This window comes from Rubrivivax sp. A210, assembly GCF_904426505.1.
In the GTDB taxonomy this organism is placed as follows: Bacteria; Pseudomonadota; Gammaproteobacteria; order Burkholderiales; family Burkholderiaceae_C; genus Rubrivivax.
This window is the reverse complement of the sequence record NZ_CAJGBN010000001.1, coordinates 802,892-818,239: the sequence shown is the minus strand read 5'-3', so window position 1 is coordinate 818,239 and position 15,348 is coordinate 802,892. Positions and strand designations below refer to the sequence as shown.

The 15,348-nt window shown below is 68.9% G+C and carries 16 protein-coding genes; all 16 read left to right on the top strand.

Features of this window, described 5'->3' with window-relative positions:
- Positions 1-231 precede the first annotated feature (231 nt).
- The 16 genes from rpsB to JMV16_RS03445 all read left to right on the top strand — a co-directional run bounded on the left by rpsB (position 232) and on the right by JMV16_RS03445 (position 15,245).
- Positions 232-975, top strand: a complete 744-nt coding sequence (gene rpsB, locus JMV16_RS03520; RefSeq protein ID WP_201492748.1) for a 30S ribosomal protein S2 — start codon at positions 232-234, stop codon at positions 973-975.
- Positions 976-1,085: 110 nt separating this feature from the next.
- Complete coding sequence (gene tsf, locus JMV16_RS03515) at positions 1,086-2,006, top strand: translation elongation factor Ts (protein WP_201492747.1); 921 nt, start codon at positions 1,086-1,088, stop codon at positions 2,004-2,006.
- 81 nt (positions 2,007-2,087) lie between these two features.
- Entirely contained in the window at positions 2,088-2,798 is a 711-nt protein-coding gene (gene pyrH / locus JMV16_RS03510) for a UMP kinase (RefSeq protein WP_201492746.1), read from the top strand.
- 15 nt (positions 2,799-2,813) lie between these two features.
- Positions 2,814-3,383 carry a ribosome recycling factor gene (gene frr / locus JMV16_RS03505; protein ID WP_201492745.1) on the top strand — a complete coding sequence of 190 codons (570 nt, stop codon included), beginning with the start codon at positions 2,814-2,816 and terminating at the stop codon, positions 3,381-3,383.
- 31 nt (positions 3,384-3,414) lie between these two features.
- Positions 3,415-4,179 (top strand): polyprenyl diphosphate synthase, encoded by a 765-nt coding sequence (gene uppS, locus JMV16_RS03500; RefSeq protein WP_201492744.1) that lies wholly within the window; start codon positions 3,415-3,417, stop codon positions 4,177-4,179.
- 4 nt (positions 4,180-4,183) lie between these two features.
- The gene (locus JMV16_RS03495) at positions 4,184-5,032 is read left to right on the top strand and encodes a phosphatidate cytidylyltransferase (RefSeq protein WP_201492743.1); all 849 of its coding nucleotides are present in this window, start codon (positions 4,184-4,186) and stop codon (positions 5,030-5,032) included.
- Positions 5,033-5,037: 5 nt separating this feature from the next.
- Positions 5,038-6,222, top strand: coding sequence for a 1-deoxy-D-xylulose-5-phosphate reductoisomerase (gene ispC / locus JMV16_RS03490; RefSeq protein WP_201492742.1), 1,185 nt, complete (start codon positions 5,038-5,040; stop codon positions 6,220-6,222).
- Positions 6,219-7,589 (top strand): RIP metalloprotease RseP, encoded by a 1,371-nt coding sequence (gene rseP / locus JMV16_RS03485; RefSeq protein ID WP_201492741.1) that lies wholly within the window; start codon positions 6,219-6,221, stop codon positions 7,587-7,589. The genes ispC and rseP overlap by 4 nt, the downstream gene beginning before the upstream one ends.
- A 7-nt stretch (positions 7,590-7,596) precedes the next feature.
- Positions 7,597-9,903, top strand: a complete 2,307-nt coding sequence (gene bamA, locus JMV16_RS03480) for an outer membrane protein assembly factor BamA (protein WP_201492740.1) — start codon at positions 7,597-7,599, stop codon at positions 9,901-9,903.
- On the top strand, positions 9,903-10,424 hold the full coding sequence (locus tag JMV16_RS03475) for an OmpH family outer membrane protein (RefSeq protein WP_201492739.1): 522 nt from the start codon (positions 9,903-9,905) through the stop codon (positions 10,422-10,424). Before bamA ends, JMV16_RS03475 begins: the two co-directional genes overlap by 1 nt.
- Before the next feature lie 26 nt (positions 10,425-10,450).
- Positions 10,451-11,482, top strand: coding sequence for a UDP-3-O-(3-hydroxymyristoyl)glucosamine N-acyltransferase (gene lpxD, locus JMV16_RS03470; RefSeq protein WP_201492738.1), 1,032 nt, complete (start codon positions 10,451-10,453; stop codon positions 11,480-11,482).
- Between the two features lie 6 nt (positions 11,483-11,488).
- Complete coding sequence (gene fabZ / locus JMV16_RS03465; protein ID WP_201492737.1) at positions 11,489-11,926, top strand: 3-hydroxyacyl-ACP dehydratase FabZ; 438 nt, start codon at positions 11,489-11,491, stop codon at positions 11,924-11,926.
- 26 nt (positions 11,927-11,952) lie between these two features.
- On the top strand, positions 11,953-12,741 hold the full coding sequence (gene lpxA / locus JMV16_RS03460; protein ID WP_201492736.1) for an acyl-ACP--UDP-N-acetylglucosamine O-acyltransferase: 789 nt from the start codon (positions 11,953-11,955) through the stop codon (positions 12,739-12,741).
- A gap of 8 nt (positions 12,742-12,749) precedes the next feature.
- Positions 12,750-13,880 (top strand): lipid-A-disaccharide synthase, encoded by a 1,131-nt coding sequence (gene lpxB, locus JMV16_RS03455; protein WP_236580327.1) that lies wholly within the window; start codon positions 12,750-12,752, stop codon positions 13,878-13,880.
- Positions 13,852-14,475 (top strand): ribonuclease HII, encoded by a 624-nt coding sequence (rnhB, locus tag JMV16_RS03450; RefSeq protein ID WP_201492735.1) that lies wholly within the window; start codon positions 13,852-13,854, stop codon positions 14,473-14,475. The genes lpxB and rnhB overlap by 29 nt, the downstream gene beginning before the upstream one ends.
- Positions 14,472-15,245, top strand: a complete 774-nt coding sequence (locus JMV16_RS03445) for a TrmH family RNA methyltransferase (RefSeq protein WP_201492734.1) — start codon at positions 14,472-14,474, stop codon at positions 15,243-15,245. Before rnhB ends, JMV16_RS03445 begins: the two co-directional genes overlap by 4 nt.
- Positions 15,246-15,348: the final 103 nt, after the last annotated feature.

The following is a 15,348-nucleotide window of genomic DNA, read 5'->3' as shown; positions in this document are numbered from 1 at the left end:
TGCAGCAGTGCAGTGCGGGATGGAATTGATGGGGTGTGGTCGCCAAACGGTTGACCAGCCCCGGGTGTCCACCCTCATTGCCGCTTGTTGTTGCCCGGGCCGCCAATGCCGGCAGACCAATCGCGAACCCAGCCGAACCAAGGTGTCGCGGCCCCGTCGAGCAGCTCTTGCAGAGCTGCGGCGCGGGCCCGATGAAGCGGCGGGATTCTAGACTCAACCTTAGGACTTTCCATGACTGTCTCCATGCGTGAAATGCTGGAAGCCGGCGTCCATTTCGGGCACCAAACGCGCTTCTGGAACCCCAAGATGGCCCCGTACATCTACGGCCATCGCAACAAGATCCACATCATCAACCTTGAGAAGACGCAGCCGCTCTTCGAGGAAGCGATGAAGTTCATCCGCCAGCTCGCGGGCAAGCGCGGCAACATCCTGATGATCGGCACCAAGCGCCAGGCGCGCGAGGTCATCGCGCTGGAAGCCCAGCGCTGCGGCATGCCCTACGTCGACCAGCGCTGGCTGGGCGGCATGATGACCAACTTCAAGACCGTCAAGGGTTCGCTGAAGAAGCTCAAGGACATGCAGGCCACCAAGGAAGCTGGCACCGAGGCGATGATCAAGAAGGAAGCGCTGCTGTTCGAGCGCGAACTGGTCAAGCTCGAGAAGGACATCGGCGGCATCCAGGACATGGGCGCGCTGCCTGACGCCATGTTCGTCATCGACGTCGGCTACCACAAGATCGCCGTGGCCGAGGCCAAGAAGCTGGGCATTCCGGTGATCGGCATCGTCGACACCAACCACTCGCCTGTGGGCATCGACTACGTCATCCCCGGCAACGACGACTCCGCCAAGGCCGTGGCTCTGTACGCCAAGGCCGTGGCCGATGCCGTGCTCGAAGGCAGGGCCAACGCCACCCATGAGGTCGTGCAGGCCGTGGCCGGTGGCGACGACTTCGTCGAAGTCAAAGAAGAGTCCTGATCGCGGGCCGCTGCGGCCTCGTGCGCCTGTCGGCGCCGGGGCCGTTGCTGCCGCACCTGCTCACCGCGCCGTCCGGCCCGGTGGGTGACCGCTTTTTGAAGGAGATTCCAATGCCCGCAATCACTGCAAGCATGGTGGCCGAGCTGCGCGCCAAGACCGACGCGCCGATGATGGAGTGCAAGAAGGCACTCACCGAGGCCGACGGCGACGCCGCGCGTGCCGAAGAGATCCTGCGCGTCAAGCTGGGCAGCAAGGCCAGCAAGGCCGCCTCGCGCATCACCGCCGAGGGCGTGGTCGCCGCCGCGGTGGACGGCGCCACCGGCGCCCTGGTCGAGGTCAACTGCGAAACCGACTTCGTCTCGAAGAACGAGTCCTTCCTGGCCTTCACCCAGGCCGCCGCCCAGCTGGTGGCCGCCCACAACCCGGCCGACCTGGCTGCGCTGTCGGCCCTGCCGCTGGCGCAGGACGGCTTCGGCCCCACGGTCGAGGACGTGCGCAAGGGCCTGATCGGCAAGATCGGCGAAAACATGGCCGTGCGCCGCTTCAAGCGCTATGCCGGCGGCGGCAAGCTGGCCAGCTACCTGCACGGCACGCGCATCGGTGTGCTGGTCGAGTTCACGGGTGACGACGTCGCCGCAAAGGATGTGGCCATGCATGTGGCCGCAATGAAGCCCAAGGCCCTGGCCACCAGCGATGTGGCGGCCGAGCTGATCGAGGTCGAGCGCCGCGTTGCCGCCGAGAAGGCTGCCGAGGACAGCGCCAAGGCCGTGGCCGAAGGCAAGGCGGCGCAGTCGCCCGAGATCGTCGCCAAGCGCGTCGAAGGCTCGGTGCAGAAGTTCCTCAAGGAGGTCTCGCTGCTGAACCAGACCTTTGTCAAGAACGACAAGCAGACGGTCGAGCAGATGCTCAAGGAAAAGGCCACCAAGGTGGCCGGCTTCACCCTCTACGTGGTGGGTGAGGGCATCGAGAAGAAGGTCGACGACTTCGCCGCCGAGGTGGCGGCCCAGGTCGCCGCGGCCAAGGCGCAGTAAGCGCCTGTCCGGCACCCCTCGCCGGCCCTGCCGGCGAGGGGTGCCCCTTACACTGCTGTCTTTCCTGGAGGAGTCCATCCGATGCCCGCCTACAAGCGCATCCTGCTCAAGCTGTCGGGCGAGGCCCTGATGGGCGACGACGCCTACGGCATCAACCGCGCCACCATCGTGCGCATGGTGCAGGAGGTGCAGGCGGTCACGCAGCTGGGTGTCGAGGTGGCGGTGGTCATCGGCGGCGGCAACATCTTCCGCGGCGTGGCCGGCGGTTCGGTGGGCATGGATCGCGCCACCGCCGACTACATGGGCATGCTGGCCACGGTGATGAACGCGCTCGCCCTGGCCGACACCATGCGCCAGGAAGGCATGACGGCACGCGTGATGTCGGCCATTGCCATCGACCAGGTGGTCGAGCCCTATGTGCGCCCCAAGGCGCTGCAATACCTCGAGGAAGGCAAGGTCGTCGTGTTTGCCGCCGGCACCGGCAACCCCTTCTTCACCACCGACACTGCCGCTGCCTTGCGCGGCGCCGAGATCGGTGCCGAGGTGGTCTTGAAGGCCACCAAGGTGGACGGCGTCTACAGTGCCGATCCCAAGAAAGACCCCGGCGCCACGCGCTACACCAGCATCAGCTTCGACGAGGCCATCTCGCGCAACCTGCAGGTGCTGGACGCGACCGCCTTTGCCCTGTGCCGCGACCAGAAGCTGCCGATCAAGGTGTTCAGCATCTTCAAGCCCGGCGCGCTCAAGCGCGTGGTGATGGGCGAGGACGAAGGCACGTTGGTGCATGTTTGAGGAGAGCCCCCGCGCATGAGTACGCACACCATCCCCGACATCAAGAAGACCGCCGAGACCAAGATGGGCAAGTCGGTCGAGGCGCTCAAGAACGAACTGCACAAGATCCGCACCGGGCGCGCCCACCCGGGCTTGCTCGACCAGGTGCATGTCGACTACTACGGTTCTTCGGTGCCCATCAGCCAGGTCGCCAACGTGGCCTTGCTCGACGCCCGCACCATCACCGTCCAGCCCTGGGAAAAGGGCATGGGCGCCAAGATCGAGAAGGCCATCCGCGAGTCCGACCTGGGCCTCAACCCCTCGTCCCAGGGCGACCTGCTGCGCGTGCCGATGCCGGCCCTCACCGAAGAACGCCGCAAGGAGCTGACCAAGGTTGTGCGCCATGCCGGTGAAGAGGCCAAGATCGCCGTGCGCAGCGTGCGCCGCGAGGCCAACGAGCATCTGAAGAAGCTGCTCAAGGACAAGGAAGTCGCCGAGGACGACGAGCGCCGCGCGCAGGACGAGGTGCAGCGCCTGACCGACCGCACCATCGCCGAGATCGACCGCCTGGTACACGGCAAGGAAGCCGAGGTGATGGCCGTCTGAGTACGGCCATCCACCCCGGCACCCACCCCCGATGTCCGAGACTTCCCACGCCGCGGGCTCCAGCGCGGGCGCCGCGGCCGAAGCGCCTGCAGTGCCGCGCCACGTCGCCCTGGTGATGGATGGCAACGGCCGCTGGGCGCGCAAGCGCTTCATGCCGCGCTTCTTCGGCCACAAGCAAGGCGTCGATGCGCTGGTGCGCGCGGTCAACGTCTTTGCCGACCGCGGCGTCGAGTACCTGACGGTGTTCGCCTTCTCGTCCGAGAACTGGAAGCGCCCGACCGAAGAGGTCTCGGGCCTGATGAGCCTGGTGCTGGTGGCGGTGTCCAAGTACCTCACCAAGATGGCCGGCGACGGCGTGCGCATCCGCATTGTCGGTGACCGCTCGGCGGTGTCTGACAAGCTGCGCCAGGCCTGGGAACATGCCGAGAAGCTGACTCAGGACAACCGCCGCATCACGCTGGCCGTGGCCTTCAACTACGGCGGCCGCTGGGACGTGGTCCAGGCCTGCCGCCGCGCCATCGAGCAGGGCGTGCCGGCCGAGCAGATCGACGAACAGTGGCTGTCGCGAAACATGGCCCTGTCCTTCGCGCCCGACCCCGATCTCTTCATCCGCACCGGCGGCGAGATGCGCATCAGCAATTTCGTGCTCTGGCAGGCCGCCTATTCGGAACTGTTCTTCACCGAATGCCTGTGGCCCGATTTCGGCGAGGCCGAGATCGATGCCGCGCTGGCGGCCTTTGCCGCACGCGACCGGCGTTTCGGGGGCATTGCGCCCAATACCGTGGTCGCGGGCTGAGCCCATGCTGCGTCAGCGCATCGTCACCGCGCTCGTGCTCGTGGCGTTGCTGCTCGCGGCGCTCTCGGCCGCCAGCCCCTGGCCCTTTGCGCTGCTGATGCTGGCGCTGATTGCCGCTGGCGGCTGGGAATGGGGCCGCCTCAACCAGGCGCCGGCCGCGCTCGCGCTGGCCATGGGCGCCGCCGTGGCGGCCGTGGGCCTGGCACTGCTGGTGGTGTTGGGCGGCGTCCTCAAGGTGTCGCCGGCCGTCTGGTGGGGCGCGCTGGTTCTCTGGGTGGTGGCGGGCAGCCTGGCGCTCAAGAGCGGCCCCGCGGCCTGGCCCCAAATGCCACGCGCGGCGCGCTGGGGGCTGGGATTGGCGGCGCTGGTGGCCACCTGGCTGGCTGTGACACAGGCTCGCGCCATCGGCATCAATTTCCTGCTCTCGGTGCTGTGCCTGGTGTGGATGGCCGATGTCGCCGCCTATTTCGGCGGACGCGCCTTCGGCCGCCGCAAACTGGCGCCGTCCATCAGCCCGGGCAAGAGTTGGGAGGGCGTGTGGTCGGGCATGGCCGGCGTGGCGCTGCTGGCGATGTTCTGGATCTGGCTCGACGGCCGCTCCAGCTTCGACAGCGCCAGCCTCTACACGCGGCTTTATGGCGCCCTCGGGCCGGTGGGCCTGGCGCTGGCCCTGCCGGCGCTGTGCGGGCTCAGCGTGATGGGCGATCTCATCGAATCGCTGGTCAAGCGCGCGGCCGGGGCCAAGGACAGCAGCAGCCTGCTGCCCGGCCACGGCGGCGTGCTCGACCGCGTCGACGCGCTGCTTCCGGTGCTTCCGGTGGCGCTGGCCCTGGCCTCGCTCGGAGGACATTGACGACCATGCGCCAGAGGCTTGCCATCCTGGGCTCGACCGGTTCCATCGGCGTCAGCACGCTGGACGTGGTGGCCCGTCATCCCGATAGATACGAGGTCTTCGGCCTCAGCGCTCAGCGCCGCGTCGACCTGCTGCTGGCGCAGTGCCGCCAGTTCCGCCCCCGCATCGCCGTCGTCGCCACCGAGGCCGGCGCGGCCGAGTTGCGCCGCGGCTTGAAAGACGCGGGCCTCGCCACCGAGGTGCTGGTGGGTCCCGAGGCGCTGTGCCAGATGGCCGCCGCGCCCGAGGTCGATGCGGTGATGGCCGCCATCGTCGGCGCCGCCGGACTGCCCGCCTGCATGGCGGCGGCACGCGCCGGCAAGCGCCTGCTGCTGGCCAACAAGGAGGCCCTGGTCGTCGGTGGTGGGCTCTTCATGCGTGCCGTGGCCGAGGGTGGCGCCACCCTGCTGCCTATAGACAGCGAGCACTCGGCCATTTTCCAGTGCCTGCCCGAGGACCGCCGCACCTGGGCCCAGCGCATCGACCACATCGTGCTCACCGCCAGCGGCGGGCCCTTCCGCCAGCGCGAGCATGCCTCGTTGCATGACGTGACGCCCGAGCAGGCCGTGGCCCATCCCAACTGGGTGATGGGGCGCAAGATCTCGGTCGATTCGGCAACGATGATGAACAAGGCGCTCGAGGTCATCGAGGCACGCTGGCTGTTCGACCTCGAGCCCGAGCGTATCCGCGTCGTCATCCATCCGCAAAGCATCATCCACTCGATGGTGGTGTGCCGTGACGCCTCGGTGCTGGCGCAGCTAGGCACGCCCGACATGAAGGTGCCCATCGCCTACGGCCTTGCCTTCCCCGAGCGCATTGAATCCGGCGCCGCCAGCCTGGATTTCCTGCAACTTGCCGCGCTCACCTTCGAGGCGCCCGAGCGCAGCCGCTGCCCCGGCCTATTCCTGGCCTGGGACGCGCTGCGCGCCGGTGCCGGCACCACCGCCGTGCTGAACGCCGCCAACGAAGAAGCCGTGGCCGCCTTCCTGGCCGGAACCATTGCCTTCACGGCGATTCACAAGGTCAATGCCCACACGCTCGAAGCCCTGCCGCCCGGTCTCGGGGCCGACCACACGCTCGAAGACCTGCTCGATCTCGACCGCCGCGCTCGTGCGCTGGCCGGTCGCCTGATCAAGGAACTGTCCGCTTGATCACCACGCTGTTGGCCTTTCTGCTCACGTTGGGCATCCTGGTCGTCATCCACGAATACGGCCACTACCGCGTCGCCGTGGCCTGCGATGTGAAGGTGCTGCGCTTTTCGGTCGGCTTCGGCCGCGTACTGTGGCGGCGCCAGCGCTCGGCCGAGGCCACCGAGTTCGTCGTCTGCGCGCTGCCACTGGGCGGCTATGTGCGCATGCTCGACGAGCGCGAAGGTGACGTGGCGGCGGCCGACCTGCCGCGCGCCTTCAACCGCAAGAAGCTGTGGCAACGCGCTGCCATCGTCGCGGCCGGGCCGCTGGCCAATCTGGGACTGGCGGTGCTGCTCTACGCCGCGGCGCACTGGATTGGCCTGGACGAGCCCAAGGCCGTGCTGGCGCCGCCGCCGGCCGCCAGCCTGGCCGAACGCGCCGGCCTGCGTGGCGGCGACTGGGTGCGGGCCACCGCGGGCGAGGGTGGCGAGTGGACCGAGGTGCGCTCGATCTCCGACCTGCGCTGGCAGGTCACCCAGGCCGCCACCCAGCGCCAGCGCCTGCAGTTGCAGGTGACTGACCGCGACGGCCGCGGCCCGCGCACGGTGGCGCTGGACCTGGGCGGGGTCGACCCGCGCGAGGTCGACGCCGGCTTCATCAAGAAGGCCGGCCTGGCCGGGCTCTTCAGCGAGCCGGTGCTGGGTGAAGTCAAGCCCGGCGGGCCGGCCGATGCCGCCGGGCTCAAGGCCGGCGACCGCGTCGTCGATGTCGATGGCATGGCCGTCAGCGACGCGCAGACGCTGCGCGAACGCATCCGCGCCAGCGTGCGCGATGGCCAGCCGCTGCCCATGGTCTGGCGCGTCGAGCGCAGCGGCCGCCTGATCGAGCTGCCGCTGACGCCGCGCGTGATGCGCGATGGCGAAAAAACAATCGCGCGGATCGACGCCTTCGTCGGCCTGCCGCCGGCCATGGTGACGGTGCGCCACGGGCCCATCGAAGGCCTGGTGCAGGCGGTGACGCGTACCTGGGATGTCTCGGCGCTGACGGTCAGGATGATGGGCCGCATGCTCATTGGCGAGGCTTCGCTCAAGAACCTCAGCGGCCCCATCACCATCGCCGACTACGCCGGCCAGTCGGTGCAGCAGGGACTGGCCTACTACCTGGGCTTCCTGGCCCTGGTCAGCGTGAGCCTGGGCGTGCTCAATCTGCTGCCCCTGCCCATGCTCGATGGCGGCCATTTGATGTATTACATTTTCGAGGGCGTCACCGGGCGCCCGGTCTCCGACCTGTGGCTGGCCCGGTTGCAACGCGGCGGCATCGTCGTGCTGCTGCTGATGATGTCTGTCGCCCTGTTCAACGACGTGGCCCGCCTGCTGGGCCTGCACTGAAGCGCTCATGCTCCCTGTCTCCCTGTTCGGGCCGCTGCGCCCCGCCGCGGCCCTTGTTGTTGTGGCCGCGACGTCCCTGGCCGCGGCCCCGGTGCTCGCTGCCCAGTCATTCGTCATCCAGGACATCCGCATCGAGGGCGTGCAGCGCACCGACCCGGGCACGGTGTTCGCTGCGCTGCCCTTTCGCATCGGCGACACCTACACCGACGACAAGGGCTCGGCGGCGCTGCGCGCGCTCTTTGCCACCGGCCTGTTCAAGGACGTGCGCATCGAGATCGAGGGCCAGGTGGCGGTGGTGGTGGTCGAGGAGCGCGCCATCATTGCCAACATCGCCTTCGTCGGCCTGAAGGAGTTCGACAAGGAGCCGCTCACCAAGAGCCTGCGCGACGCTGGCATCGGTGAAGGCCTGCCCTTCGACCGCGCGCTGATCGACCGCGCCGAGCAGGAAATCAAGCGCCAATACCTCAGCCGCAGCCTCTACGGCGCCGAGGTCGTGACCACGGTGACGCCGATCGAGCGCAACCGCGTCAACGTCACCTTCACGATGACCGAGGGCGAGGCGGCGCGCATCAGCGACATCCGCATCGCCGGCGCCAGCGTGATGTCGGAATCGACCCTGCTCGAACTGTTCGAGCTCAACCCCAGCGGCTGGTTCAGCTGGTACAGCAAGTCCGACCGCTACTCGCGCACCAAGCTCAATTCCGACCTCGAGAAGCTGCGCGCCTACTACTTCAACCGCGGCTACCTCGAGTTCGCCATCGAGTCGACCCAGGTCACGATCTCGCCCGACAAGCAGACGATATCGATCGCCATCTCGATCAAGGAAGGCCAGCCCTACACCGTCACCTCGGTGCGGCTGGAAGGCGACTTCCTGGGCAAGGAAGACGAGTTCCGCTCGCTCGTGCTGCTGCGCCCGGGCCAGCCCTACCGCGGCGACGCCGTCACCGAGACCGGGCGCCGGTTCACCGACCGCATGGGCTTGTACGGCTATGCCTTCGCACGCGTCGAGTCCCGGCCCGAGATCGACCGCGCCACCGGCCAGGTGGTGGTGGTGTTCGCGGCCGAGCCGCAGCGCCGCGTCTACGTGCGCCGCGTCGACATGGCCGGCAACACGCGCACCCGCGACGAGGTGATACGGCGTGAGTTCCGCCAGCTTGAATCGGCCTGGTACGACGGCGGCCTCATCAAGCTGTCCAAGGAGCGCGTTGACCGCCTGGGCTATTTCAAGGAAATCGACATCGAGACCAGCGAGGTTGCCGGCGCACCCGACCAGGTCGATCTCGTCGTCACGCTGACCGAGAAACCGACCGGCAACCTGGCCATAGGCGCGGGCTACTCCAACGCCGAGAAGCTCACCTTCTCGGCCTCGATCAAGCAGGACAACGCCTTTGGCTCGGGCAAGAGCCTGGGCCTGGAAGTCAACACCGGCCGCAGCAACCGCACCCTGGTGGTGAGCACGGTCGATCCCTACTGGACGGTGGACGGCGTCTCGCTCGCCCTGGACGCCTTCTACCGCACCTCGCGCCCGATCAACTTCCTCGGCGACAGCTACGACCTGAAGACGCCGGGCGCCTCGGCGCGCTTCGGCATCCCCTTCTCGGAATACGACACCGTCTTCCTGGGCCTGGGCTGGGAGCGCACCGAGCTCGGCACCTCCGTCGGCCTGCCGCTGGCCTGGCTGAACTACCGCGCGCTCTACGGTTCCACCACGGACGCCTTCGCCACCACGCTGGGCTGGGCGCGCGATGGCCGCGACAGCCTTCTCGCGCCCAGCACGGGCCGCTACCAGCGCTTGTTCTTCGAGTGGAGCTTCGCCGGCGAGGTGCGCTATCTCAAGACCAATCTGCAGTACCAGGAATACTGGAGCCTGCCGGCCCGCTTGACGCTGGGCGTCAACGCCGAACTGGGCCTGGGCCGCGGCCTCGGCGGCAAGCCCTTCCCGGTGTTCAAGAACTTCTACGGCGGCGGCCTGGGCACGGTGCGCGTCTTCGAGCAGGGCTCGCTGGGCGTGATCGACCCCACCGGCTCCTATATCGGTGGCGCCAAGCGCTTCAATGCCAATGCCGAGCTGTACTTCCCGGTGCCCGGCACCGGCAACGACCGTTCGCTGCGCATCTTTGCCTTCTACGACATGGGCAATGTCTGGCGCGAGCATGAAAAGGCCACCACCGCTTCGCTGCGCGCCTCGGCCGGTTTGGGCCTGAGCTGGATCTCGCCGGTGGGTCCGCTCAAGCTGAGCTGGGGCACGCCATTGCAGGTGCAGCGCAACGATAGAATCCAACGCTTCCAATTCCAGATCGGGACTGCCTTCTGATGAAGACGTTCGCCCTTACCGCACTCGCCGCCTTCTCCCTGCTGGCCACTTCCACGGCCCCAGCCGCCGCCCAGGAACTCAAGATCGGCTACGTCAACAGCGAACGCGTGCTGCGCGAGGCCACGCCGGCCAAGGCGGCGCAGACCAAGCTCGAGGCCGAGTTCAGTAAGCGCGAGAAGGAGCTCAACGACATTGCGGCCAAGCTCAAGACGGCGGCCGACAAGTTCGAGAAGGATGCGCCCACGGTCTCCGAGAGCGAGAAAAACCGCCGCCAGCGCGAACTCGTCGAACAAGACCGCGACCTGCAGCGCAAGCGCCGCGAGTTTCAGGAAGACCTGAATCAGCGCCGCAACGAAGAGCTGGCCGCCGTGGTCGAACGCGCCAACCGCGTCATCAAGCAGATCTTCGACAGCGAGAAGTACGACCTCATCCTGCAGGAAGTGGTGTTCGCCGGCACCCGCGTCGACATCACCGACAAGGTCATCAAGGTTCTCAACGCGACGCCGGCCGCGGGCAAGTAAGCGCCGCTGCCGGGTGCGCCGCCATCGTGACCGAGGTCCGTGCGCGCCTGGCCGATCTGGCCCGTCTGCTGGGCGGTGATCTGGTCGGCGACGGGACTCTCCAGGTCCGGCGCATCGCGCCGCTGGAGCAGGCCGACGCCGGCTGCATCAGCTTTCTCTCGCACCCGCGCTACCAGGCCCAGCTGGCCACCACGCAGGCTGGCTGCGTGATCGTGGCACCGGCCTCGCGCGAGGCTGCGACTGCGCGGGGCGCCGCCATCATCTGCGCCGACCCTTACCTGGCCTTTGCCCGACTCACGCAGTGGTGGGCCGCCCAGGCCAGGCGCGCGCCGCTGGCCGGCGTGCACGCCAGCGCGGTGGTCGAGGAGGGCGCCCTGATCGCCCCCGATGCATCCATAGGCCCGCTGGCCTTCATCAGCCGCGGCGCACGCGTAGGCGCTGGCGCGGTGATAGGCAGCCATGCCAGCCTGGGCGAGGGCGCCGAGGTTGGGGCCCATACCGTGTTCAAGCCCCGCGTCACGCTGGGCCATGGCTGCCGCATCGGCGCCCGCGGCATCGTGCACAGCGGCGTCGTGATCGGCGCCGACGGCTTCGGCTTCGCGCCCGACCAGGGCCGCTGGGAGAAGATCGAGCAGCTCGGCGCCGTGGCCATCGGCGACGACGTCGAGATCGGCGCCAACACCTGCATAGACCGCGGTGCGCTCGAAGACACCGTGCTCGAGGACGGCGTCAAGCTCGACAACCTGGTGCAGATCGGCCACAACGTGCGCGTCGGCGCCCACAGCGCCTTTGCCGGCTGCGTGGGCGTGGCCGGCAGCGCGCGCATAGGCCGCCACTGCACCGCCGGCGGCGGCGCCATCATCCTGGGCCACCTCGAGATCGTCGACCACGTACACATCAGCGCAGCGACGCTGATCTCGCGCTCCATCCACAAGCCGGGTGTTTACAGCGGCGCGTTTCCCTTCGATGACAATGCATCGTGGGAGAAGAACGCCGCCACGCTGCGGCAATTGCACGCGCTGCGCGACCGCCTGCGGGCCCTCGAGCGCAAGAACTGAGAAGACATGGACATCCAATACATCCTGCGCAAACTGCCGCACCGCTACCCCTTTCTGCTCGTCGACCGCGTGCTCGAGATCGAGAAGAACGTGCGCATCCGGGCGCTCAAGAACGTCACCATCAACGAACCCTTCTTCCCGGGCCACTTTCCGGCGCGGCCGGTGATGCCGGGGGTGCTGATGCTCGAGGCCCTGGCCCAGGCCGCGGCACTGCTGTCCTTCGAGTCGATGGACACGGCGGCGGGCGAGGACACGGTGGTCTATTTCGCCGGCATCGACAACGCGCGCTTCAAGCGTCCGGTGGGCCCCGGCGACCAGCTCATTCTCGAGGCCGCGATCGACCGCGTGAAGGCCGGCATCTTCCGCTACAAGACGCGCGCCACGGTGGACGGCCTGCTCGCCTGCGAGGCCGACCTGATGTGTACGATGCGCAAGGTGGCCTGAGCGCCGGCCTGCCGCCTGTTCCGCCCATGCCGTCCATCCATCCCACTGCCATCGTCGACGCTGGCGCCGATCTTGCCGCCGGCGTGACGGTCGGCCCCTATGCCGTGATCGGCCCCGGCGTCACGGTGGGCGCGGGCACGAGCATCGGCGCCCACTGCGTGATCGAGGGCCCCACCACGCTGGGCCGCGACAACACCATCCACGCCCACGCGGCGCTGGGCTGTGCCCCCCAGGACATGAAGTACCGCGGCGAGGCTACGCAGCTGGTCGTGGGCGACCGCAACACCATCTTCCAGTTCTGCACCTTCAGCCGCGGCACGGTGCAAGACGCCGGCATCACCCGCGTCGGCGATGACAACTGGATCATGGCCTACGTGCACATCGCCCACGACGCCCAGGTCGGCAGCCACACGGTGCTGGCCAACAACGCCACGCTGGCCGGTCATGTACAGGTGGGCGATTGGGCCATCGTCGGCGGCCTTTCGGGCATCCACCAGTTCTGCAAGGTCGGCGCCCATGTGATGCTGGGCTTCCAAAGCCATGTCTCGCAGGATGTGCCGCCCTTCATGACGGCCACGGGCAACCCGCTGGGCGTGGCCGGCATCAATGCCGAAGGCCTGAAGCGGCGTGGCTTCTCGCGTGAACGCATTGCGCTGGTCAAGCAGATGCACCGCCTGCTCTACCGCGAAGGCCTCACGCTCGAAAAGGCGCGCGAGGCGATCACGGCGCTGGCCGACACCGTGGAAGGCGGCGACGCCGACGTGGCCCAGTTGCTGGCCTTCCTGGCCGCTTCCACCCGCGGCATCGCGCGCTAGACCTGCCGATGCGCATAGCCATGGTGGCTGGCGAAGCCTCGGGCGACCTGCTGGCGGGCCTGCTGCTGGGTGGTCTGCGCCAGCGCTGGCCCGGCCTGCAGACAGTCGGCATCGGCGGCCCGCGCATGGCTGAGCAGGGCTTTGCCGCCTGGTGGCCGCACGAGAAGCTGGCAGTGCGTGGCTATGTCGAGGTGCTGCGCCATTACCGCGAGATCTCGGCCATCCGCGAGGCGCTGGCCGCGCGGCTGTTGCAGGAGCGGCCGGCGGCCTTCATCGGCGTCGACGCGCCCGATTTCAACCTCGGCCTCGAGGCGCGGCTCAAGGCCGCCGGCATCAAGAGCGTCCACTTCGTCTGCCCCTCGATCTGGGCCTGGCGTGGTGGCCGTGCCCGCAAGATGGCGGTCAGCGCGGACCATGTGCTGTGCCTGTTTCCCTTCGAGCCGGAACTGCTGCGTGCCCACGGCGTGGCGGCCAGCTACGTCGGCCATCCGCTGGCCGATGCGATCCCGCTGGAGCCGCCGCGCGCTGCCAGGCGCGCCGCCCTGGGCCTGTCGGAAAGCGATGCTGTGGTGGCGGTGCTGCCGGGCAGCCGCCGCTCCGAGATCCAGTACATCGCGCCGGCCTTCCTGCAGGCCTGCGTGCTGCTGCAGCGCGAGCGCCCTGGGCTGCGCTTCCTGCTGCCGGTGGCGCCGGGCTTGCGCGCCATGCTGGATCCGCTGATCGCCGCCCACGCGCCGGGCCTGGCCGTGCAGGTGCTGGACGGCCAGTCGCACGCAGCACTGGCGGCCTGCGACGTGACCCTGATCGCCAGCGGTACCGCCACGCTGGAGGCGGCGCTGTTCAAGCGGCCCATGGTCATCGGCTATCGGATGCACCCGCTGAGCTGGCAGCTCATGAAGCGCATGCGCTACCAGCCCTGGGTCGGCCTGCCCAATATCCTGAGCCGTGACTTCGTCGTGCCCGAACTCATCCAGGGCGATTGCGCGCCGGCGCCGCTGGCGCGTGCGGTGGCGCGCTGGCTGGACGATGCCACCGCCAGCGCCGCTCTCGAGCGCCGTTTCACCGACCTGCACCACCTGCTCAAGCGCGACACCGCGCGCTGCGCCACCGATGCCCTCGCGCAAATCCTTCAGGCTTGAACAGCTGGGCCTGGGCTGGGACCAGCCGGGCCTGGTGGCCGGGGTCGACGAGGCCGGCCGCGGCCCGCTGGCCGGCCCGGTGGTGGCGGCGGCCGTCATCCTCGACGAGCTGCAGCCCATACGCGGCCTGGGCGATTCAAAGGCCATTGCGCCGCGCCGCCGCGAGGCCTTGTTCGACGAGATCCGCGCACGCGCCCTGTGCTGCTCCATCGCCAGCGCCAGCGTGGCCGAGATCGACCGCCTCAACATCCTGCAGGCCACGCTGCTGGCGATGCAGCGCGCCGTGGCCGGGCTGAGGCTGCGCCCGCAGCGTGTGGTCGTCGACGGCAACCGCGTGCCCGTGCTGCCCATGCCGGTGGCGGCCATCGTGAAAGGCGACGCGCGGGTGGCCGCCATCTCGGCCGCCTCCATCTTGGCCAAGGTACACCGCGATCGCCTTTGCCTGGAACTGCACGAGGCCCATCCGGCCTATGGCTTTGCAGCGCACAAGGGCTATCCCACGGCGGCCCACCTCGAGGCCTTGCGCGCAAACGGCCCCTGCGTCGAGCACCGGCTCAGCTTCGCGCCGGTGCGCGCCGCCGCAGAGCAGCGATGAGCACGGTCGAGCCCACCCGCATCAGCTCGCGCGACAACCCGCTGCTGATGCGGTTGCGCCGCCTGGCCCAGGACGGCGGCGCCTACCGTCGTGTCGGCCAGGTGTGGATCGAGGGCGAGCACCTGTGCGCGGCGCTGCGCACGCGGGGCGGGCCTGCCCTGCAGGCGGTGGTCAGCGAAGCGGCCTGGGAGCAGCCGGGCCTGCGCGAACTGGCCGGTTGGGCAGAGCGCGTGGCCCTGCTGCCGCCGGCTCTGTTTGCCGGCATCAGCGGGCTCGAATCACCCACCGGCATCGGCTACGTGATCGAGCTGCCACCGCCTCCGGCCCTGGACCCTCACGCCGCCAGCGTGGTGCTCGACCGCGTGCAGGACGCCGGCAATGTCGGCAGCATCCTGCGCAGCGCCGCGGCCTTCGGCGCGGGCCAGGTGCTGGCGCTCAAGGGCACGGCGGCGCTGTGGTCGCCCAAGGTGCTGCGCGCCGGCATGGGCGCGCACTTCGGCCTGCGCCTGATCGAAGGTCTGGAAGAGGCGGCCCTCACCGCACTGCAGGTCAAGCTGGTCGCCACCAGCTCGCACGGCGGTGCCGAGCTGCCGCGGGCCGAGCTGCCGCGCCCCTGCGCCTGGGTGCTGGGCCATGAAGGGCAGGGCGTCTCGGCCACGCTGCTGGCGAGTTGCGCGCTGCAGCTGCGCATACCGCAGCCGGGCGGTGAGGAATCGCTGAACGTCGCCGCCGCGGCGGCGGTCTGCCTTTACGAATCGGCGCGGCGCTAACGGGCCCGCCGCCTCGTTCCATCAAGCGGCCGCCGCGGATCCGGCTCCGCCGGGCCGCCAGCGGCGCCCCCTGGGGGGAGGCGCCGAAGGCGCTTCGGGGGGA